The organism is bacterium (assembly GCA_016699125.1).
Classification (GTDB): domain Bacteria; phylum Babelota; class Babeliae; order Babelales; family Vermiphilaceae; genus AWTP1-30.
In genome coordinates, this window is sequence record CP064961.1 from 216,153 (window position 1) to 238,713 (window position 22,561).

Genomic DNA, 22,561 nt, shown 5'->3' on the forward strand with positions numbered 1-22,561 from the left:
TTTTGTAAAATGTCTGTTTAATGGCATATTGTAACGTGTATTTTCAATGAAAGCAAATCTGATGGTGCATGTTTGATGCAAAGTTCATCCATTGTCAGTCAAAATCTAGCAAAAACATGCATGGTGCCGCGCTTGACATAGATTTCAAAACCGCGTGCACACCAAAATACTTGCTTTTTTCCCATTCATTGTGCGTATTCTAAAAACAGAAAAAATAAAAAATGGGAATGCGTAATGTTGAAAAAAGATGGATTTTCGTTGATTGAACTGATGATTGTTATTGCAATCATCGCATTTTTAGCGGCAGTTTCAATGCCCACGTTTTCAAAAATGATGGCAAAAAGCAAACGCACCGAGGCGTATCTGAATCTGCACGCATTGTACGCAGCGCAAAAAGCATATTGGGCAGAGCATGGCAGTTACACAACCAGTCTGAATGGTCCAGATTCGGCCGGCTGGAGCCCGGAAGGGTATCACGGCGGTGGTGCTGATGAGAACTTTTATTACACGTACGGCTTTGCGCAAGGCGGTGAAGGTTCAAGCTATTTTACCGGCAAGCTGCAGACGTCTGCAGCCTTTTTAAGTGGCAGTTCGGCTGACAAAACCGGCTTTGTTGCGTACGCGGTTGGTGATATTGATGGTGATGGCAAGCCGGATATCTTGTCGATCAATCAGGATAATGTCATTACGATTGTGCAGGATGATCTGGTCGATTGATAAAAGATTTGGGCTTTAAAATCTCCTCACCGTTCACGCCTTTCTGAAATTCTTGTGACCTGCAAAAGTTATCTTTTTTAGATTCATTCTTATATATAATTGACAAATATAAAAAAATATATAAACTGTTATCATATATAAAAATGTTTCTAAGGGTACAGGTGAAAGTGAAAAAGTTACTATTAATAAGCTTGATATGTTATGTATCATTGCTTTCTGCCAATTCAGATCAAAGTCAGCAACTTACCAAGGAAGATAGGGTTGCATTTGAGCAAAAAAAGCTTCAACAGGATTATGAAAATGGAACATTGGCCAAAAAAGTGCTTGCAGGAATAGTTGGACAGCTTTTGGTAGAATATATCAGAAAGAATACAGCTCATACTCCCTACTTTCAAAAATCATTTTTTAAGAATCCGTTTTTTGCCCACTATTTTAATAGTTCTTTTATAGCAGACTTTTTTTGTCATAGTCTTGGGCATATTTTGCTGTATGAAAATACGAAAAATATCTATGCATTGTTAAAACAGGGTTTTAAGATAGATCAGACTGAAAATAGATGGAAACGATGGGCAAAAAAATCGTTTGCTGCATGCTGTGCGGTTGTTGATCCAATAGGTTTTTGGCTTCTTGGTTGTTATTTAGCATGTGCATAAAAAGTAATGGTAACTTTTGAAACCGCATATTTTCTAAATTGTGTTTTTTGAGCTACACTAAAAAGACATAATAAAAACAGTAAAAAAGGCTTCCATGGAAATAAACAAACACAAAGTTGAAGAATATATTAGCCAGCCTGCATTGTCGCAGGGAGCAGAACTGGCAGCACCTGAAAATGTCTATCTTGTGTTGGTAGACGATACGCAGATTCAGGCAAAAGTGGTAACCTTTCAACTTTATGATCTGGTCGTTGATTTGAAAACAAAACCGATCTCAGGGCTGTGTGCATGCAACGGTTTTTATAAAAAAACGATCTGTCGCCACATTGCAGCGGCATTTTTAGCTGCAAGTAACTATAAAACGGGAAGTTTTCAAAATTCAGAAAAGCTGCTTGCATATATAAAAAGCATAGAAGCTGCTGAAAAAAAGCAGGAACAGGAAGATCGCATTATGCTTGAACTGAAAAGCAAGCAGGCAATCATGGACATGTATACAAGCTTGCGAAAAAATTATCCAAAGTACCTATTTGAAAAATTCCTGAGAGATATTGAGGCTATGCAAAATAGTCATGATACAAATACAGAACATAGTAATGTGAACGAAACTGTATAATACTGTTACAATCTATTTGTGTTAAAAATGGGTTGCAAAAAGGTACGACTGAATCTGCTGTGCAAAAAATAGATATAAAACTGCACCTGCAGACAAAAAGGGCCCGAAGGGGATTCGGGTTGCCTTTCCTGCAGTGCCAAAAAGCATCATTATACTTGCAACTGCAGATCCGATACTCGATCCGATCATCAACGCCGACCACCATCCGACCGGTCCCAAAAATGCGCCAATCATGGCTAACAGATCAAAATCACCTTCGCCAATTCCATCAGTGCCTTTATAGTTTCTGTAACCGAATGCGACAGTCCACAAAAATAGATAACCGGAAACAGCACCAACTATCGATTGTGTTAATGAAACATGCAACAAACCAAAAGCTGCAGATAAAAAAGCAAAAGGAATCGCCTGCAAGGTTGCATACGTTGGGATCATCATCGTTGCCAGATCGGAGCGTGTTACGATCGCAAGCAGTGACAGAAATAGGAAATAAACGACTCGTTGAGCAAGGTTGGCTACTGGCACGAAAAAGAAAAAGAGTGTAAACACAATCGGTATGACAATTTCAAAAACCAGGTATAAAACGGAAATCGGGGCTTTACATGTTCGACAGTTTCCACCAAGCCATAGCCATGAAACAATAGGTATAAGATCGTACCAAGCGATGGTTTTTTTGCACTGTGGACAATACGAACGATACGGCTCAATAACGGATTCTTGATTCATGCGAAACTCCAACATATTCAAAAAAGACGCCCAACATGAAAAAACTATAGCTACGAAAAAAACAATAATATACCATTCGATCTTATACATGGTTTAAATCCATCGATTTGATTTTAGTATCATAAGCATCTGTTCGAAGCTACAATCATGTTGAAGAATTACGGGTTAGTTTATAAAAAAAATACAGAAAAAGATACAGAAGCTGGTTCACAGCTTACCTTCTGCTTTCAATCTATTGAACAGTTCTTCCATGTTATTTTGCTTGTCGATACCATCATCATATAAGAATCGCAAATCAGGTGCATACCGTGCATGAGAAGCTTTTGCAACTGCAGCCCTCATGGACGGTTTGTATAAGATGAGCTGTTTTTTGCGTTCAAGAAAAGAGTCTTGGCCGGCAGGGGTGTGAAAATATACAGCACATAAACCTCCGTCCGGAGAGAGTTCAACGCGAGTTACATACAGATCATGTAATACTCTGTCATCAAGCGAAATCTTTAAAAAAAGATCTGCGATCTCATGTAAAAAAAATGACTCTTTTTGAGATTTTTTTACTTCTTTAGTGCGTGGAGCCATCTGTTTTTACCATTTTTTTGAGGAGGACCCTTGAGTAACCAACTGCATCATGTTTTGTTTGATTGCTCGCATTAAACGTTTGCGACGTTTTTGTGTAGCTGACTCAAAATAGACTGTTCGTTTCATATCACGTACGATACCTTCTCGTTCAACCTTCTTTTTGAGCTGGCGCAACGCTTTGTCGATATTTGGTCCAACGGTAACTTCTACATTTGCTCTTTTTTTTGACATTGAAAACACCAATCCTTACTGTTTTTGAAATTATTATATATACCACACAAAAGTTTAAAGCTTTTTCGTTTTATTGTCTAGTCTTTTATAAGAAATAAATATTTCTGTTATAAAATTATAGCGCAGCATCAAAGCTAAACATCACGGTAGTTGATTTATAAGCGCCGCGCTGAGTTACTGGTATTTGCCATACAAAGCCAAACTCGATATTGGGGGAGATCGCATAGGTTAAACCTGCATTGATTACTTTGCTTTTAAATGCGGTCTTTGCTTCTAAAATGTTTGGCAAAAAGGCAAAATCTGGTTCTTTCAATGTGATAGTATCTTGCTTATGCTCCATCATGACGTATTCGACGTACATTGAAAATGCATCAAAAAAATAGTCGGATCCCATCTTTAATGCAAAATGCCAGTTGCCACCAGGATGAACGGAAACATCGGTGCTGAATGGATATAGGTTCTGTTGATAGGGACTGTTGGGGATCGCCATATTTTTTACATCGCGTTTGAAAAAATGGGTAAATCCAACTTCACCAGATACGTATACGGTGTCGATGAAATCAAGGTATATTCCTGATACAAAACCGATTGAAGCGTGTTGATTGTTGCCAAACATTCCGTCGAACATATATTCTGGACGAGTTGCAGCACCTGGAGCGACAGAAGCAATGCATTCAAGATATGGTATTAACAAAAGTGGATTCCAGACAGACTCTTGGTCAATATTCAGTTCAAAGATTCGGCGCCAAAAAATCGAAGCTTTTAAGTCTTCTATCGACACTCGAGGCATCTCATCAACATAAGTTTTGCCTAAAGCATCAAGGATGGAAAGTGTTTGGTCATACAGATATTTTGTTACGTCAGCTGATTGAAGATCGCCACGAGCTGCTGCATCCGTATATTTTATTTCATTGTACATGGATTTTTTTAGCGAAGCGACCGACGTTGCAAATCTTAAACCAAAATCTTCTGCGAATCGCAAGGTCCACCCAAAGCGGACTCCTTTTTTTCTGTATTTAAAATTCACAGAAAGATAACCAAATTCTTCATTTTGATCGATAAATTTTGCTTCGTCAACTTCACCATTTTGATCAATATATCCACCAAAAAGTGCGTCTTTTGCAACCAGTAATACCTGTGGAAGTGATTGGCCAACTGGTTCCGGTCCATAAACCAATGGAATGAGTGCCGTTCGTCCATGTACGTCGCCCAGTGGTACTTCTTCTGAAGGCTCGTTGGGAAGGTTTTGGGTTGTTGCAATATATAATTGAGGCTTAATTCCTTGATAGTTCCGTGCTCGGTCGGCTGCGACTCCAAAAGGAGCAATGCTGAAAGAAAAAAAGTCTCGCTTTGACTTGTAGTCAGCAAAGTCATCATCTTTGTAAAAATTGAGCTTTTTATCTAACAAGTATCTGTTTTCTTTGACCGTATACAAAGGAATAGGATCTTCATGTGACAAATTTGTTGTGCGTATGGAGTATAATGGCAAAACCCATAAATATAATCCTAACCATCCTAAAAACAGCTGCTTTTGTCTATTTTTTAACCTGATCATTCAAATCCTTTGTACAGCTTTTAAACATACATTAGTTTTATCATTCAGATAAGCCTAATGTCAATCTATCATTTACCAAAAATCTTATACAAAAGCAGCTAAAACGCCTTGTAAAGAAAAATATAAGATGATTGATGCGGTACCTAATCCGAGTACTGTAATAATATTTCTGAAAGATTGCCATTCTTCCTTTATAAAAAGCAATGCGATGATAGCAAGGCAATACGCGGTTACAATTAATAATGATGAAAGTGAAAAGAAGAAGTTTAGATCATCAAATGAAAGGAAAACAGTTGCGATTAAACCGGTGAGCAAAATCACAATTGATGCATATTGTGTGTATGAACTCTGATTTTGTAATAGTCTATCAATAAAGGTTATTCTATGAATTAAGGAGTGGATAAACGTGCTTGCGCTCCAGATCATTGAGTGTAAGGTTCCAAGGATTGCAGATAAGATTGAACAATGAATTGCAAGAACCAACCATCCATGATTCGGAAATACTTGTGCCAGCACTGTTGAAAGTGGAACAGTAAAGTCAGACAATAATGAAAGTGGAACTGCGAATAGTAAAGATCCAACAAACAGTGCATAAACAAAAGCAACAATAACTACCGATCCGCTGACGGCCCGTGGGACATTGATCTGTGGATTTTTCACGATACCAAAGAGTGATGCAGCGCATTCAAAGCCTAAAAAACCGAATATAGCAATTCTTGTTGCTTCCAACACATGAGAAAATCCATACGGAGCAAATACGATTGAATCAAGCGGTTGCATATGAGTTAAACACACGACAATGACAGAAATAAGTGGAAAGAGTGTTGAAAATAGTAAAATGTGCTGTCCAATGCCAGAAAGTACAGCTCCCATCAAATTCAGTATCATCAAAATAGCAAGTACAGAAAGACCTAAAAACTTCATGCTTACAGATGGAAACAGTTTGATCAGATAAAATGAACAGACATGGGTTAACATACCCATTGCAAAAACAAGTCCAATAATATACAAAAGCCCTGCAAATAATCCACCTGCGTGGCCGGCCCATGCAGACGTATACGTATAAAACGAGCCAGTTTCAGGAAACTGATAGGCAAGTCGTGCAAAAGAAAGCGCCAGACACCAGACGGCAAATCCAACAAAAATGAATGCTAGAACACCCGCAGGTCCAACTGAAGAGGCTATTGCAGCCGGAGCAGTAAAAATTCCAGAGCCTATCATCGCGTTTACACATACCGCAATCGCTGTTCCTACACCTATTTTCTGCTTATGAGAAGACATGTTTATTCCTTATCTTTGTTAAACGGATGTTTTTCAGTATAACATTGCCAATAGAAATTGCACATAGCAAGCATGACATATCCATTTTATATGTAAAGAATCTGAATAAAATCTATCCAATAATTATGGTTCATTCAGAAATGGTACAACATTTGAATTGTATGTAAAACTATGATTTATCAAACATTGTTTTTATTGAGATGTTTAATGTATCAAACTTCTTCTGATTTATTAAAAAATTCACAATTTATTATTAATTTAAAGATTATGTTATTTTGTTGATGTTTTATTTAATATCTTTTAAAATACTTAAATAATATTTTTTATATTGAAGGAATGTTTATATGCAGTATGTTTATAAGAAAATGGTAATCGTTGTGTTTTTAATTTCATTTAATAACGACATCCAAGCTAGCCAAGACTCTATTGGTCAGATTGCGAATTTAAAAAATCATTTTTTAGATGAACATTTTTCGAATATCCCATCACTATATCAGGAGTATTCAAGTGGTGATTTAGAACTTATTCATAAAGCACGTGAAAAAATGCCCCCCATATTAAAAGAGTGCACAACAGAGGAGAATGTTTTTAATGTTATTAGTGCATACGAAAAAGAGAAAAAGGAGGTTTTACTTTCTCATGTTCCATATTTTCAAAGGAAAGAAATGAGAGATAAAATTGAAGCAATAGAGTTTCAAATGATGAAAAATAATAGTGCGGGCAATACAGTCTCAACAGATACAATAAAAGCTCTTTTAGATGATCGAGTACTAAGATACGATAATAAAATAATGACTAAAGAAGAAGTTGAAGTAATGCAATGTCGAATAAAAGGATCTTTGGTTTATAAAAAAATTGTTAAACCGATTGCCGCGCATTATAAATTTAAAGAAGAAGATATAGTTTTACAGTTTGATGAACCAGCAATCGCTATTAACTTTAATGGTTCTGAGAATATGATGCGGTATATTCTTATTAAAATACCAGAAAATGAGATTCGAAAAACAGATCTAAGTTACAATCAGGCAGCAGAACAAAGTTCGATTTATGTTCATGAGATCGGTGGACATGGGGTTGCTTTTGATGATGCCTTTACTGGACGTGTTAAAGCATTAAAAGGTCTTAAGTGTTATTATGAAAATAACGATCAATTTTATGATGATTTTCACCAGTGGGAGCGTGCATCAGAACAGATGGCAGACATTAATGGTATTTTGAATCCAGCAATAGAAAAATGTAAAAAACGTCAATTTACAGATGAAGAACGGGCTTTTTTATACCTTGGTAGACAGATAGGGATCCTTAATACGCTACAAGATAAAAAAGCTGATCATATGACATGTAATCCAGAGATTGAAGACAACTGGAATTGGTCTGTCAGCTTGGGGCGCTGGGATCGTCATCCACCGGAACCACAGCGTCTCATGGTCGTAACAAGGCTTTTAGATATTCTCAAGAAAAAGAACTATCTTACCTGGCAGGCCAAATAGGCTTTGTAAGAGCCAGCGTTTGTCCCATCGGCATGCCAAATCAGTCAAAATCGAAACAAACTGTTGCTTTTAGCTTATAAATAGGCTATCATGACATCGAGTTACAATTATAAAGTAATTTTTTAAAAATTCTATTTTTCATTTGATAACCTCCATTTCCCCTATCTTTGACGTCAGTCTGGGTAGGGGTTTTCTTTGATCTAGTGTGGCTTTTCAGGTGGCTGATGCTGATACTTCATAAAAGGCTACTTCAAAATGGGTTTCGGAGTAGCCTTTTCAAGTAATTTCAAATTGAATAAAAACAAGTTTCTTTTGGTACATCACAGCCTTTTTTAAACAAGTGGCAAAAACTGAATATTAAACACTAATCCAAATCGCTTTATGTCTGATGGATGGCGACTCCAATGCCATTCTTTGATCGCTTCACGTTTAAATGGAAGTTGGTCTTCAGGTAACTTGAGTATCTCTTTCCAATAATGGTTCTTTTTCTGATAAGCAGTTTCAATAGCTGCTTGATCCATTTTTTTGACATCTATGGCTACGGTATTACATTTTCTCCACACTTCATAAATGCCAGCTATTATATCTTTTTTGTTCGGAACTTCTGCGTGTAACATAAATTCTAAATCTGCCGCATATTCTTGATAATGAGTTAGGCATCTTGTAAGGGGGATTTTATACGCTGTATGACTTTCAAGCCATAAGTCGCCATGCAAAATATGTCCCATCTCATGCCATAATGATCCTGCTCTTTGAAATTCCGTTTCTTCTGACCAGGAAGCTTGATCTATTTTGATAGTATAATACTGCTTTTCTGAATCAAAGTGTGCTCTATAATCTTTCCCATCGTTTAAAACCTTAAATCGAATAGAGTCAGCATCAATATGATAGTGTGTGGCAACATTCAAAACCTCTTTCAAAATGTCCGGATAGCCTCCGTCATCATGCTTAATATCATGTTTTTGAATAGCTTCTTTTGATGCGTTTAAAATTTCATCAGGTTCAGGCGGCAGTGTTCCGAAATGTGCCTGTTGAATTGCTCGTAATTTATCAAAAACTAACTGAATCAGTTCAGCTTGGGTTTCACAATCTTTTTTACGTTTGAGTTTTTTTGAACCATCGAATTTTTCAATAGTATTACCAGGTCTTCGTTCTGCAAAGTATTGTTTATAGAGTTCATATTCACTTTTACTTTTTTCATATGCTTGTAAATCTCTTTCAGCATCATCTTGAAGCCTTATTTAAAGCCCATTCTGCATCAAGTTTAGCATTTACTTCAGCCTTGATTGCAGCTTTTTCTTCATTGCTCAGCACATAGGCAGTTACTTTTTCAGGCTCATTTTTTGTTGAAAATGTAGAATTAAAAAACGATTCAGGAGCAAATCCTATGCCGAGTGCCGTTGCAGCATTGTCAAGCTGTTCTTTATTGAATATATTTTGTGGTGATGGTAGCCATGAGGCAAATTTTGAAAGCATGGCATGCGTTGAATTTATCAACAACATATTCAAACTTAACAGCAAACAAAGGCATTTCAGATACTTTTTCATAAAAACCCCCATTTTTAAAGGTTTTTAAGCTTATTTTTAAGTATATATATTATTTTCAATTTGTCAATAATATACAAATAAAGCGCTTCTGAAGCTGGATTCATAGTTAAGAGCTATTAAAAAGCCCATAAAAAGTGTGGCGAGATCAAAAAGCTGTTATTGGACCGCACAAATGAGGCATCTGATAACAGATGTACATTATGGCATTAAGTTGGTAAACTAGTTTTCAGTTTGGTAATTATCAACGGCGATAGTGTTCAACTCCATTTAAACTTATGCAAAAAGCCTCTTTATGTTTTTATTTTGTTCATTTTTCATCTGTTTCAATGGTCTTCTTGCCATGGATATATCTGAACATTTGCCTTTTAGCAAAATAACTGTAAGTCCATATATACAGGGCATGCATATGTTACTTTCAGCGCGACGCAATGACGCCGAGGGGTCCAACCTTACACCCTATGCAAAGGTATCCATTTTGTCGATGCTCAAACAGTTCTTAAAAGCAAAAAGAAACTTTTATTGTCCGAGCGATCCTTTTAATGATGATTTTTGTGATGAAAAAGAGATTCAACTTACAAGTTTTATGGAGGCCGTAAGCAATCCTGACATTTTTTCGGGTTCAAATGAAGTATCACTCAATGATTTAGTGGACGAATGTATTAATTATAATCCGGCTTTATTTTACAGTATTCCAAGGCGAAGCTTTTATCAGATCAGGCAAGAAATTGAAAAAGACTGTTGCATGAGTTTTGGATTATGGTCAGAAGAAAGAGCTAAAGAAAATGAATCTATTCATACCGCCGAGCTTTATAGAAAAATGGCCCAGGAGCTGTTCTTAATAAGTTTGTATGGTGAAAAACTATTTGATCCGTGTTGTGAGTATCCTGATAGGCATAAAACAAGCCATTTGAATTATATGCTTTTCTTATGTGGCTTTAATCAATCAATAGATTTTTCAGATATTTCTGGCTGGTTTGGCAGTTCTGTACAGCGTGAGGCTCTAAAAGAGAATATAAAAATATATGTAGCATTTATTGTGGATTATGCCCTTAATAGCTCCATATTTCGACATGCAATAGACAAACGGTTAATTGAAAAAGCTGAGATAGATGCTCAATATCCATTTGAATCACGATTACAATTAAGCGCATATTTAATTAATCAGCCTATAAAAATGGCTCAAATGAACACATTCTATTCGTTTAAAGAAGATATGAGTACGTTTGAGCAGTGTCGCTTGCTCTATGAAATGTATACGTTATGCAATAAATATTTCCTGAACCTAGCTGTACTAGAAACTCTAAAATATGAGTCGGTATTTTCGTCTTACAAATCAGAGGATGACACTATTAAAAAACACGTTCAGCACGTCGTTACTAATAAAAATAATATGTCAAAAATTTTGATTGACGAAAGTCCTATTCTTTTGGATATGAAAGATCTTAAAAAATATAGCAGGATTCATTGTGAAAATGCAGAGCAGATCTCTTTAAATTTACTCAGTATTCAAAAAACATATAACAGTATAAAAACAGCTTGCAGTTCAATGGGTATTTCTGTTCATGCTCTTTTTGATAATTATCAGACAGGTCATCTAAAGTTTATGCAGTTGTTTTTAGAAGGAAGTCCAGTTTTTGATGTGATCGGTTTACCACCTCTTTGCGAAGAATGGGCGTTTACTTGCCTTCAATTTGATGAATCATCGGATAAGCTGTGTGAAGAAATTTTAAAGATATATAAGACTATAACTGATTTTGCAAATAACGTTTTGCCAAAAATCAAAAGCTGTTATAAAGAAAATGATAAGCTCTGTGAACGCTTTCCATTTTGGAAACATACACCCGCAGTTGCATTGGATGATTTTCTACCGGTTATATTTTTAAGAAAGCACTTTGTACGTTTTTTAGAAAGTTTTGCTCCTGAGAATAATCAAACGAATTATTCTGTTCATGATATTCATTTTAAAACAGAAGCTGATTTGATAACATACTTTGAGAATATTAAGTTTTTACCGAAAGATAGAGAAAAAATTATAGCTTTTTGTGAAAAGCTCATATGCTACATGGATTTTGCCAGTAAAATCCAGAAAGATCCTGAAGCTCGTACTATATATGGGAATTGGATGAATCAGATTTTAAAAAATCCAGCTAAATATGGTTTGAATAATGCTCTTATGCAAGCGTTCAAAGCAATTATGGAAGAACGACTCGCAAACATAATGGCCTATTGTTCTTTTGAAAACAAAGAGACAAGCCAGTTTACAAGCGAAAAAAATTCTGAAATTTTTGAAGAAACGTTGCGTAAAAATGTGCTTTTTTTTGAAAAGATTAAAAAACTTGAGTGTTCAATTGAAGAATCTAAAGTTGTTCAAGGTACTGAAGAGCGCAGAAATAAAGAAAAACAGAAAATCCTTGAAAAAATACCTGAAGCTACCATTTCGAATGCAAAATGGCAAGAATATAAAGGGTCCTTAAACAGAGTTTTAATAGAGCAAGAGGCTCAACAAAAAATAGATAAAATAGAGCCTTTAGAGAATACAGATCCTCAATCACAACCGTTTTCTGGATTGCCTACATCAAAGTTTTACACTCTTTTTTCAGTACTTCTTAAAAAAATCTGGCAAATGATTATTTTATTCAAATGGTTCAAAATTTGATCAATAAGTGTGCTTTCTTTTTTGACACGTAAGTCCTATTAATCAACTTATTCAGAGTCATAGGCATCCTTGAAGATGAGGGGCGGCTGATTTGCAGCTCAATAAGAAATGAGTGTAGGCCAAATTTTGCAAAATAATTCAAGCCTGTATTTGACAATTTATTTTTTGCTGCTATTATATTAAAATATAAAAACATAATTAAGGATTTTAAAATATGAACCATAAACTATCTAAAAAGCTGCTTTTATGTGGCATTGTGACCTGCTCAACGGTTGCTTTACAAGCAGTCCCGAATTGGGTTAAGCGATTTTTTAATGAACCTGAACCCCAACTTGCAGAGTGGCAAGAAAAATTACCAATGACTGACCAGCAGGCAGAATGGGTGAAAAACAATGAAGCTCAATTGCAAGCTTGGGAAAAACAAGCTAAAGAACATAAGGACAGAGATTACTATGATATTCCTTATAATGGTACTGCTGGTGATTACACTGTTAGATACGATTGGACTGATGCTGTGTACGCTGAAAAAATTAACCAGTATCTTAAAGCTCAAAATATTGCTGGTATCAAAGTAGCAGATAAAAAAATTGTCCCTGGTGTGGTAGCACATACTATTGAACCTACTATTGCGGGTGAGCATGCAAAACATTCAATAACGTTAGAAGAGGTCAAGAAGTTAGAAACATTGTTTACTGATGTACGTTTTATGGCAGGCCAGCGAATTGGTCAGGATGCATTTCGTCGCTCTCAAGATGGTGACCTTGTGTTAATTGATACCAAGCAAGAAGCTTTCTCATCTGAGTGGGATCGGTGGAATGATACTGATTATGAGGTTAATGAAAAGGTATATCGAATATTTATGCATACGGATAAAGACTATTTTACGCCTGAAGCTTTGACCTATGTTGAAAAGCAGTGGGATGAAAAAGTCGTAAAACATCCTTTGCGCGACCGGCCGTGGCTTAACTTTATACACAAGCCGATTGTCAAACTTGCTGCAGGTGTAACGGCTGCGACAGTCGCTTTGTCAGTTGCTGTCTATCAACTGTACAAAAAAATGAGATCGAAAAAAGATAACTAGTTTTACGTTGAATTATAAAAAAGGGGGAGCAGAATTTTCTGCTCCCCCTTTTGTTTTCAGTTACTGTCTGAATAAGCTATTCAGTATCATAGATTGAAACTATATCATCATTATAATTTTGAGTAGCATCATCACATGTCTGTTCTGATGAATTGTCAGTCGTATCGACTACTGTTGATTGCTGGAATGTGCTGTCTGTCTGTTTTGCCAGATAGTTTTCAACGGCTACTAATCGTGCGATCATACTATTAATGGTCATCTGTTGATCTGCAATAATAGTCAACTGTTCATCGATTTGAGTTTGCAGATTATTAATCGTATTTTCATGAATATCAAGCAGATCACTTTGCAGATCGGTTTGTGCTTGTAGATTTTTAATCCATGTTTGTAGTAGTGCGTACATTACTGAGTAGTTGACACTAAAAATCTTTCCGTCAATATCGTACACTATCAACTCAGGCATCACCTCGTTAACTTCTTCGGCAATAAAACCATACTGTTTGTGTTTTCTTGCATCTTGAATGTAGCTAAATTCAACACCGTTTAAAAGTTTGAAGTTATTTAAAGTGGTTTTTGATATCTCTCTGATATTTTCTTTGAACCGTTTTGAAGATGCTATTGCATATCTTTTTATTTTATTATCATTTGAATCCAACATTAGCGTGTAGGTTCCACCACCGGTTAGGGTTGGTAGTGTATCAAAGGTATGCGCATAGATATGACCTGGAATATCGACATTGCCGCTTAAAAATGTATCGGTGTGAGAGCCGTTTCCAATACGAATGGTATTTGATTCCGGTTCGGCTCCTAGATTGCCAATTAAAATATTATTAGAACCTGTAATAACATTAGAACCCGCTTGATAGCCAATTACAATATTGTCTGAACCTGTTTCAGCGTTGTACGCTGCTTGATAACCAATTGCTACATTGTTTGAACCATCGAGGATCACATTTCCAGCAGAATCGCCGATGAGCGTATTGTTATGACCATTATTTATGGTATATCCAGATTCAAATCCAACTGCCGTATTATGGCTGCCACTTACGTTCCAACGTAGTGCACGTACGCCAACTGCACTATTTTGAGATCCAACAACCAGGTTTTCGCCAGTACGTAGTCCTATTAATGTATTGTCATAGGCGGTATACAGATTGTGTCCGCTGTATGCACCAATTGCCGTATTTTGTCCTCCATTAACATATCGATTGCCTGCGTCTTTACCTAAGAATGTATTTTCTGTAAATCCACTATCATGTAGCCAAAGGGTACCGTCTTTCAAAATGGCACCAGAAGATGAATCTGTGTTAGCTAGATTAATGTCATTATAGATAAGGCCTGTCCCAAGTTGCCCATTGCCATCAACTGACACAGCAGAAGTATTGGTATCTGCCGCAGTCATGTTATAGATACCTGCTTGAAAATTGCCACCCGTATGTGAAGCATTACCGATGCGAATGGTGTCAGATTCAGGCTCGGCACCTTGGTTGCCAATTAAAATATTATTGGAACCTGTAATCACATGAGAACCCGCCTGATGACCGATAGCAATATTTTCGTGACCTGTAAGTGTTTGATTGGTTGTTTTTGTGCCTAAGAGTAGGTTATCGTGAGAGTCATATGCTACCAAAACTCGATTATTTTTTAAAATTGCGCCAGAAAGATTGAGATTGCCTTTGATAGTTATGTCATTGTCAAAAAGAGCATTTTGTAAAATTTCAACTGTTTTTGTTTTTATACTGCCAGCTTCGATTCCAAAATGGACATCAACTGAATAAAAAACAGCTTTATTATTTACATCGCTATTTTGGGATGTAGGTAGTAAAAGATTGATAGTGTCTCTTAAATCAGCATGAACAAGACATGATATGCTGTGTAACAGTAAATAAACTATTTTATTTTTCATTAGTACTTGCTCCTTTTTGAATTTGACTACCTTTACTACACGTACCATAACACCTTATAAAATTCATAATTCTGTTGCCAAGATTTATGAGATATTTAAGATTTTTTCAAGTGCAGCAACGCGTAATGCAAGTGTTTCAAGTGAGATATTCAAGGCATCTATGGTTGTTTGTTGTTGTTCAATAACTGCTTGTTGATCATGTATTGTTTTTTCATGTTGTTGTAGCCATTTAAAAAGCAGTGCATACATAATCTCATACCAAAGTGCTTCGACATTGCCCTCAGGATCGTAACGTACAAGAGAAGGCATTATCTCTAAAACTTTTTCTGCAATAAATCCAAAACGAACTCTTTTCTTCTCGTCCTCTTTATAATTAAATTCAACAGGATTAAGTTTTTTAAACTGGTTTAAATGTTCTTCAGATAAATCAGTGATATTTTCTTTGAACCGTTCTGATGATGGAGAAGTTCCAGAAATGAGTGCATTGTTATCTCCTGCTCTCACGTATACATTATAAGCATCTAGGACGATTGGATGTTTATTAAATATTCCTGTGCTGTATACATTTCCATTCAGATAAGTACCATTACCAACTGTAAGGTCGCCATTTGTAATTTCAACATCACCTCCTTGTAATATAGTACTCTGGTGTGTGGCCGGGTCACCAAGAAAAATATCATTGCCTGTTGCATTGGATCCGTTATATCCAATACAGATTGTATTAGTTACGTTTGCTAAGTTTCCAGCATTACCTGCAGCAAATCCTATTATGATGTTGTTGCCCCCTGTTGTTATACCAGTTCCAGCATTGCCGCCGATTATTGTATTTGCTGAACCTGTAGTAATTCCTGACCCGGCAAGATTTCCCAAAAGTGTATTGCTTGAACCAATGGTAATTGCGGTACCAGCTTGACTGCCGAATAATGCATTTCCTGTTCCAATAGTTGCGTGTAGGCCAGATTGATATCCAATGGAGGTATTATTGCTTCCTGATGAGATGGCACCACCAGCTTGATAGCCCATGGTTGTGTTGGCAGTGCCGGTCGTAGCGCCTTGCAACGCTCCTGCTCCTATTGCAGAATTGAAGGTGCCAGAAGTAAGTGAAATTCCAGCGACATGGCCTATGATAGTATTATTGGTGCCGGTGGTGAGATTTGTCAAGGTTGAGTTACCAAGGGCGACATTTTGGTTGCCCGTAGTGGTTCGATTGCCAGAACTTAAACCCAAAAACAGATTATTTGTACCGGTATTATGTAACCATAACGTACCATTTTTTAATAGTGCTCCAGAAGTTGAAGTTGTATTTGCAACGTTAATATCATTGTAAATTATGCCAGTACCGAGCTGTCCATTGCTATCGATTGAGACTGCGGCTGTATTAGTATTAGTTGCTGTTTTGTTGTAGATACCAGCTTGGAAATTGCCTCCCGTGTGAGACGTGTTTCCAATTCTAATTGTATTTGATTCTGCCGCTACTCCAACATTTCCAATTAAGATGTCGTTTGATCCTGAGACAAGAGCGGATCCGGCACTGACACCAAGGATAGTATTTGAAGTTCCTGTAGTAAGGTTGCTGCCGGCCTGCTGTCCAAAGATACTATTGCTTGAACCGGTTGAAAGTGCGTTCCCTGCATTATACCCAACTGCCGTATTGTTTGAGCCAGTAGAAAGTGCGTTCCCTGCATTATACCCAACTGCCGTATTGTTTGAGCCAGTAGAAAGATTAAATCCAGCAAGGTTACCAATAATAGTGTTTTTATTTGCTCCATCTAACGAATAACTACTTTGATAGCCAATAGCTATATTGTCATTCCCATTTGTATTAGAACGCAATGCTGATACACCTAGTGCAACATTTTGTGTTCCACTGGTTAGATCCTGACCTGCTTTACTTCCAATTAACGTGTTTGCCGACCCCGAAGTCAAAGTAGTACCGCTTAGAGCACCGAGGCCTGTATTACGGTCACCAGTAATGGTTCGATTACCGGCATTTGCACCTAAAAATGTATTATCTAATCCAAACTCATGAAGCCATAGTGTACCATTCTTTAGTATTGCCCCAGACGCAGATGTTGTATTTGCTAGGTTAATATCATTATAAATGATGCCATCCGAAAGCTGTCCATTGCTGTCAATTGAAACAACCTTAGTATTTGTTAAGGCGCCTGTTGCACCACGAATTCCTGCTTGTAAGTTTTTGGTTTGAGTTGCAAGTGTGCCAATCCGAATGGTATTCGATTCAGCAGCGACACCACCAACAATGCCCATGTAAATATTGTTTGAACCAGTTGTTATATTACTACCTGCATTGTATCCTATTAAAATATTATTTAAACCAGTTGATAACGAGATCCCAGCACTAGTACCAATAACAGTGTTTTGACTTGCAGTTGTAGCAGAAAATAATGATGCTTCACCCATCACACAATTTTCGTTTCCAACTGTTACATTTACACCAGCAAGGTAACCAGCAAAAGTATTCGCACTTCCTGTAGTTAATGATTTTCCACTCTCACCGCCTATTGCAGTGTTCATCGCACCAGAAACAGCACGATTCCCCGCATTTTGACCAAGAAATGTATTTGCGGGCCCTGTATCATGGAGAAACAAACTACCATTTTTTAATATAGCGCCGGATGTTGAGGCCGTGTTTGCAAGGTTAATATCATTATAGATGATTCCTGTGCCAAGTTGACCATTGCTATCAATTGAAACGGCTGCCGTATTTGTTAAAGCACCGGCTGAACCACGAATACCGGCTTGAAAGTTTTTCGTTTGATTTGCTAAAGTACCGATGCGTATTGTATTTGATTCTGTTGGAATGCCTGCATTTGCTATTAATATGTTTTGTGATCCGGTAATTAAAGAAGTTCCTGCACTATTTCCTAAAACAATATTTGAACTTCCCGTTACAAGATTTGATAGACTGTTATTTCCAATGCTTAGGTTAAAACTGTCAGTCGTGGTATTGCTTAATGCTTGATAGCCGATTGCCATATTAGCAGTTGCTCCACCTGTTGCATTGAGTAATGCTTCGCGTCCTATAGCAATATTTTCAGAACCTGAAATGAGAGAGCTCAAAGCGGCGTATCCAACGCTGACATTATCATTACCTGTTTTTACATTTTGCAAGGCAAAACTACCAACTGCTGTATTTGCTTCGCCTGAAGTAGTGTTTTGCAATGAAAAAGCTCCAAGCGCAGTATTGAAATCTGCGGTTGTGAGGCTTTGTAGGCTTTCGCACCCGATACCTGTATTATCAGTTCCAGTTAGTGTCAAATTTCCAGCAGCAAGTCCCAAGAAAGTGTTACAATTTCCATAGTTGTGTAGCCATAATGTTCCATTTTTTAATATTGCCCCTTTTGTGTCAGTAGTGTTTGTAAGATTAATATCATTGAAAATAATTCCGGTTCCAAGTTGTCCATCGCTGTCAATTGAGACTACAGAGGTATCAGGATTTAATGGAAACACGCCACGAATTCCTGCTTGAAAGTTGCGTGCATGCACTATTGGTTCGCCTATTCGAATAGTATACAGATCACCTATATTACCCTTTGATCCAATTAGTATATTGTTAATACCATTCGTAATGGATAGTCCTGCCTCTCGTCCAATGGCAATATTTTCAGACCCTGAAGTTACATTGCTCAAAGCGGCATATCCAACACTGACATTATCATTGCCGGTTGTCATATTCTGCAAAGCAAAACTACCAACTGCTGTATTTGCTTCGCCTGAAGTAGCGTTTTGCAATGAAAAAGCCCCTAGTGCAGTATTAAAATCTGCGGTTGTGAGGCTTTGTAGGCTTTCACACCCGATACCTGTATTATCAGTTCCTGTTAGCGTCAAATTTCCAGCAGCAAGCCCCAAGAAAGTGTTGCAGTTTCCATAATTATGCAGCCACAGTGTTCCGTTTTTTAATAGTGCTCCAGAAGTTGATGTTGTATTTGCTAGGTTAATATTATTGAAAATGATTCCCGTTCCAAGTTGTCCGTTACTATCGATTGAAACAAGCGTAGTATCGGTGTTTAATGCAGATACATCACGAATGCCTGCTTGAAAATTGCGAGCATGAACTACCGGATCACCAATGCGAATGGTATACAGATCACCAGCAGTACCTTTTGATCCAATTAATAAGTTGTAGATCTCACTTGTAATGGAAACTCCTGCATCGTAGCCGATTGCAATATTATTTGAGCCAGAAGTATTGTTTTGCAATGCGGCTTGTCCAACTGCAATATTACTATTTCCAGAAGTATTACTTTGTAATGAGAAACTCCCAACCGCAATATTTGAAGAGCCGTTAGTTAATGATTGTAAACTTGATGAGCCAACTGCAGTATTAAAGTCGCCAATAAGTGATCGGTTACCCGCATCTTGCCCTAAAAAAGTATTTTCAGTTCCATAGTTATGTAAAAACAACATACCTTCTTTTAATAATGCTCCAGATGTTGCACTGGTATTTGCAAGGTTAATATCATTGTAAATGATTCCGGTGCCCAACTGCCAATTGCTGTCAATTGATACGAGTGCAGTATTTGTTAATGCTCCTGTTGATCCTAAAATACCAGATTGAAAATTTTTTGTGTTATTTATATTGCCGATTCTTATGAATCCATCGTCAGTTGCATTACCCACATTACCAACAAAAATGTTCCATGATCCGGTCACAAGATTTTCACCTGCGCCTTCACCAAAAGCAAGGTTTCTGTCCCCGTTTGTAAGATTTGATAGACTATTATTACCGACGGCGACGTTGGAACTATTTGTTGTGGTATTTTTTAAACTGTTAACACCAATGCCAGTATTATCAAAACCGGCAATATTTTGGTTTAAGCTTGAAGTGCCAATTCCAATATTGTCGACACTTACATTACCAACAATAGCTCCAGCGTCTTGACCCAAAAATAAGTTATTGTTCCCAAATCCAGTGTCATGTAAAAAGGGTGTGGTAAAATTTTTATAAAGATAACCAATGGTTCCGAGTCCGTTGGATGAGTTCATATAAAGATTACAGCCAACATAAACGTCACAGGCAAAGTTTGCTGTTCCGGTAACATTGAGATTGTTACCAACATTAGCATTTCCATTTTCAAGCAGTAAGTCTCCATTTTGTACGGTGATTCCACCCGGACCATTGATAGAAAGTCCGCCGCCACCTCCGATGCCGATACCACCTCCACCACCTATGCTCAGACCAGCGCCACCACCAAGACCAATCCCGGCGCCGCCTGCTATGCCCAAACCCCCACCGCCAGCAATTCCAATTCCAGCACCACCACCAAGTCCAATACCACCTCCTGCAGGTACTGTGCCCCCATTAACTGCTATACTCCCTGGTGTCGTTCCTGTTCCGGGAACTTGAACGGATGGCGTTATTATATCAACTGGGTCGGTTGGGTTAGTTAAACCAGGTGCAGTTATTGGATTGTTAAATTTTGCATAGCCACCAACAAGCATGCCTCCAGCAACTACTGTATCTCCAGTAACATTCACTGGTCCTGAAACATTCAGTTTGCAATTTACATTTAATGAACATATATCCAATGTGTCAGTCGTCATACCACCTGATACACTGATTGGACCAGAAATGTTTGCCGCGCAGTTTACATTCAAAGTGCAAATGTCAAGCGTATCAAGCGTCAGACCACCAGTCATGTTGGTTGGGCCAGAAATATTCAATGCGCCAGAGATGCTGGTTGCACCGAAAAGATTGAGGTCGCCAAATAGGTTGGTGGTGCCCGTAAGATTTGTCGGTCCTGAAATATTAATAAATGAGTTTGGATCACTGTTTGTTGTAGTCAAATTGGTGGTTCCATAAAATTGTGATGTCCCTGTGACGCTGACTGGCCCAGAAACATTGACGTTACCAGTCATCGTGGTATTGCCAGCAACATTTAATGGACCAGAAAGGTTTGCCGCGCAGTTTACATTCAAAGTGCAAACGTCGAGCGTATCAAGCGTCAGGCCACCAGTCATGTTGGTTGGGCCAGAAACATTGAAAGGTCCGGATAGATTGGTTGATCCAGAAAGATTTAAATTGCCAAACAGATTGGTACTTCCGGTGATATTGGTAGGACCAGAGATGTTGATAAAAGAGTTTGGATCACTGTTTTTTGTTGTGAAATTGGTGGTGCCATAAAATTGCGATGTTCCTGTGACGCTGACCGGTCCAGAAACATTGACGTCACCAGTCATCGTGGTATTGCCAGTAACATTTAATGGTCCAGAAAGATTAGTTTGGCAGTTTACATTCAAAGTGCAGACGTCAAGGGTATCAAGGGTCAGACCACCAGTCATGTTGGTTGGGCCAGAAACATTCAATGCGCCAGAGATGCTGGTTGCACCTGAAACATTGAAAGGTCCAGAGAGATTTGTTGATCCTGAAAGATTGAGGTCGCCAAATAGGTTGGTGGTGCCCGTGAGATTTGTCGGTCCTGAAATATTAATAAATGAGTTTGGATCATTATTGGTTGTAGTCAAATTGGTGGTTCCATAAAATTGTGATGTCCCTGTGACGTTGACTGGTCCAGAAAAATTGACTGGTCCAGAGACACTCATTGGGCCAGAGATATTTGCAGCACATTCAACATTTAAAGTGCAAACGTCGAGCGTATCAAGCGTCAGGCCACCAGTAATATTTGTGGGACCTGAAACATTGAAAGGTCCAGACAGATTGGTTGATCCAGAAAGATTTAAATCTCCAAACAGATTCGTACTTCCGGTAATAGTGGTAGGTCCAGAAAGGTTGCTTTCGCAAGTAACAGTTAATGTACAAATATCGATGTTTTCAGTAGTTGATCCATAGATCATATTTAAGTCGCCACTTAGGTTTAAATCTCCACCGACTGAAAGGTCATTCCAGATGTATGTAGGGCCTGAAACATGTAGTGGCCCAGAAATATTTGCTTGGCAAGTTACGTCCAGATTACAAACTTCTAGTTTATTAAGTGTAGTATCTCCAGAGACATTCAGAGGACCGGAAATATCTGCTTGACATGTTACTGCTAAGTTGCACACATCAAGTGTATCTATAGCTGTTGCACCGGAAATGTTTACTGGGCCAGAAAGGTTTGTTTGACAATCTACATTCAGTTCGCATACGTTCAGTGTATCAACTGTTGCAGTATCTTTAACAGTAATATTTTCTTTAAATAACGCATCATTAATTACTTTTAATGTCCTTGTTTGTATATTTCTTCCATTGAATAAACACCTGACATCAAGGGAGCTGAACACTGCCTGTGTAGCAGTATCAAATTTTGCACCATCCTGTTGAGTTGGTAAAAACTGTTGGTATTTTTCATTTGATCGTGGTTCAGGGTTAATAGTACATGCTAAAAGCATGGTACAGAAAAATGGTTTATGCATGGTACAGAAAAATGGTTTATGCTTCATTTGTATTCGCCTTTTTTTAGTGGGTTATTTTTTAAGATAAGAAAAACAGTTCTTATGTCAAAAGGTTGGCTATGGAAAGCGAATTAAACATAGTCATGAACGTATGTAGTGATAGTGTCTTAGTTAGATA

At 37.6% G+C, this 22,561-nt stretch carries 15 protein-coding genes; 6 read left to right on the plus strand and 9 right to left on the minus strand.

Going from position 1 to position 22,561, the window contains the following annotated elements:
* Positions 1–234: 234 nt before the first annotated feature.
* The 3 genes from IPG37_01065 to IPG37_01075 all read left to right on the plus strand — a co-directional run bounded on the left by IPG37_01065 (position 235) and on the right by IPG37_01075 (position 1,983).
* Complete coding sequence (locus IPG37_01065; GenBank protein ID QQR53998.1) at positions 235–717, plus strand: prepilin-type N-terminal cleavage/methylation domain-containing protein; 483 nt, start codon at positions 235–237, stop codon at positions 715–717.
* Positions 718–878: 161 nt separating this feature from the next.
* Entirely contained in the window at positions 879–1,370 is a 492-nt protein-coding gene (locus IPG37_01070; protein ID QQR53999.1) for a hypothetical protein, read from the plus strand.
* Between the two features lie 94 nt (positions 1,371–1,464).
* Positions 1,465–1,983 carry a hypothetical protein gene (locus IPG37_01075; protein ID QQR54000.1) on the plus strand — a complete coding sequence of 173 codons (519 nt, stop codon included), beginning with the start codon at positions 1,465–1,467 and terminating at the stop codon, positions 1,981–1,983.
* A 21-nt stretch (positions 1,984–2,004) separates the two neighbouring features.
* Here the strand turns inward: IPG37_01075 and IPG37_01080 are convergent, their stop codons facing one another.
* The 5 genes from IPG37_01080 to IPG37_01100 all read right to left on the minus strand — a co-directional run bounded on the left by IPG37_01080 (position 2,005) and on the right by IPG37_01100 (position 6,349).
* Positions 2,005–2,796, minus strand: coding sequence for a prepilin peptidase (locus tag IPG37_01080; GenBank protein QQR54001.1), 792 nt, complete (start codon positions 2,794–2,796; stop codon positions 2,005–2,007).
* A 117-nt stretch (positions 2,797–2,913) separates the two neighbouring features.
* The gene (locus tag IPG37_01085) at positions 2,914–3,282 is read right to left on the minus strand and encodes a ribosome-binding factor A (protein QQR54002.1); all 369 of its coding nucleotides are present in this window, start codon (positions 3,280–3,282) and stop codon (positions 2,914–2,916) included.
* A 6-nt stretch (positions 3,283–3,288) separates the two neighbouring features.
* Entirely contained in the window at positions 3,289–3,513 is a 225-nt protein-coding gene (gene rpsU, locus IPG37_01090) for a 30S ribosomal protein S21 (protein QQR54003.1), read from the minus strand.
* 115 nt (positions 3,514–3,628) lie between these two features.
* The gene (locus tag IPG37_01095) at positions 3,629–5,068 is read right to left on the minus strand and encodes a hypothetical protein (protein ID QQR54004.1); all 1,440 of its coding nucleotides are present in this window, start codon (positions 5,066–5,068) and stop codon (positions 3,629–3,631) included.
* 84 nt (positions 5,069–5,152) lie between these two features.
* Positions 5,153–6,349 (minus strand): amino acid permease, encoded by a 1,197-nt coding sequence (locus IPG37_01100; protein QQR54005.1) that lies wholly within the window; start codon positions 6,347–6,349, stop codon positions 5,153–5,155.
* 344 nt (positions 6,350–6,693) lie between these two features.
* On the opposite strand from IPG37_01100, the gene IPG37_01105 reads away from it, so the two are divergent.
* Positions 6,694–7,839, plus strand: a complete 1,146-nt coding sequence (locus IPG37_01105) for a hypothetical protein (GenBank protein QQR54006.1) — start codon at positions 6,694–6,696, stop codon at positions 7,837–7,839.
* A 332-nt stretch (positions 7,840–8,171) separates the two neighbouring features.
* On the opposite strand, the gene IPG37_01110 is transcribed toward IPG37_01105, so the two are convergent.
* Both IPG37_01110 and IPG37_01115 read right to left on the minus strand, forming a co-directional pair.
* Positions 8,172–8,747: a hypothetical protein gene (locus IPG37_01110; protein ID QQR54007.1), complete on the minus strand. Its 576-nt coding sequence runs from the start codon at positions 8,745–8,747 to the stop codon at positions 8,172–8,174.
* Positions 8,748–9,063: 316 nt separating this feature from the next.
* A complete protein-coding gene (locus tag IPG37_01115; GenBank protein QQR54008.1) occupies positions 9,064–9,387 on the minus strand; it encodes a hypothetical protein in 324 nt (107 codons plus the stop codon).
* 406 nt (positions 9,388–9,793) lie between these two features.
* Here IPG37_01115 and IPG37_01120 point away from each other — a divergent pair, with 406 nt between their 5' ends.
* Together IPG37_01120 and IPG37_01125 are read left to right on the plus strand one after the other, a co-directional pair.
* Positions 9,794–12,043: a hypothetical protein gene (locus IPG37_01120; protein QQR54009.1), complete on the plus strand. Its 2,250-nt coding sequence runs from the start codon at positions 9,794–9,796 to the stop codon at positions 12,041–12,043.
* Between the two features lie 214 nt (positions 12,044–12,257).
* Positions 12,258–13,124 carry a hypothetical protein gene (locus IPG37_01125; GenBank protein QQR54010.1) on the plus strand — a complete coding sequence of 289 codons (867 nt, stop codon included), beginning with the start codon at positions 12,258–12,260 and terminating at the stop codon, positions 13,122–13,124.
* Positions 13,125–13,200: 76 nt separating this feature from the next.
* Here IPG37_01125 and IPG37_01130 read toward each other — a convergent pair whose 3' ends face one another.
* Positions 13,201–15,030 carry a tail fiber domain-containing protein gene (locus IPG37_01130; protein ID QQR54011.1) on the minus strand — a complete coding sequence of 610 codons (1,830 nt, stop codon included), beginning with the start codon at positions 15,028–15,030 and terminating at the stop codon, positions 13,201–13,203.
* A gap of 84 nt (positions 15,031–15,114) precedes the next feature.
* Positions 15,115–22,431, minus strand: coding sequence for a tail fiber domain-containing protein (locus tag IPG37_01135; GenBank protein ID QQR54012.1), 7,317 nt, complete (start codon positions 22,429–22,431; stop codon positions 15,115–15,117).
* Between the last annotated feature and the right edge of the window lie 130 nt (positions 22,432–22,561).

Bases quoted from the DNA above. Each gene is read 5' to 3' on its own strand.
- IPG37_01065 (QQR53998.1), top strand. From the start codon at position 235: ATGTTGAAAAAAGATGGATTTTCGTTGATTGAACTGATGATTGTTATT.
- IPG37_01075 (QQR54000.1), top strand. From the start codon at position 1,465: ATGGAAATAAACAAACACAAAGTTGAAGAATATATTAGCCAGCCTGCA.
- IPG37_01080 (QQR54001.1), bottom strand. From the start codon at position 2,796: ATGTATAAGATCGAATGGTATATTATTGTTTTTTTCGTAGCTATAGTT.
- IPG37_01085 (QQR54002.1), bottom strand. From the start codon at position 3,282: ATGGCTCCACGCACTAAAGAAGTAAAAAAATCTCAAAAAGAGTCATTT.
- rpsU (QQR54003.1), bottom strand. From the start codon at position 3,513: ATGTCAAAAAAAAGAGCAAATGTAGAAGTTACCGTTGGACCAAATATC.
- IPG37_01095 (QQR54004.1), bottom strand. From the start codon at position 5,068: ATGATCAGGTTAAAAAATAGACAAAAGCAGCTGTTTTTAGGATGGTTA.
- IPG37_01100 (QQR54005.1), bottom strand. From the start codon at position 6,349: ATGTCTTCTCATAAGCAGAAAATAGGTGTAGGAACAGCGATTGCGGTA.
- IPG37_01105 (QQR54006.1), top strand. From the start codon at position 6,694: ATGCAGTATGTTTATAAGAAAATGGTAATCGTTGTGTTTTTAATTTCA.
- IPG37_01115 (QQR54008.1), bottom strand. From the start codon at position 9,387: ATGAAAAAGTATCTGAAATGCCTTTGTTTGCTGTTAAGTTTGAATATG.
- IPG37_01120 (QQR54009.1), top strand. From the start codon at position 9,794: ATGTTACTTTCAGCGCGACGCAATGACGCCGAGGGGTCCAACCTTACA.
- IPG37_01125 (QQR54010.1), top strand. From the start codon at position 12,258: ATGAACCATAAACTATCTAAAAAGCTGCTTTTATGTGGCATTGTGACC.
- IPG37_01130 (QQR54011.1), bottom strand. From the start codon at position 15,030: ATGAAAAATAAAATAGTTTATTTACTGTTACACAGCATATCATGTCTT.
- IPG37_01135 (QQR54012.1), bottom strand. From the start codon at position 22,431: ATGAAGCATAAACCATTTTTCTGTACCATGCATAAACCATTTTTCTGT.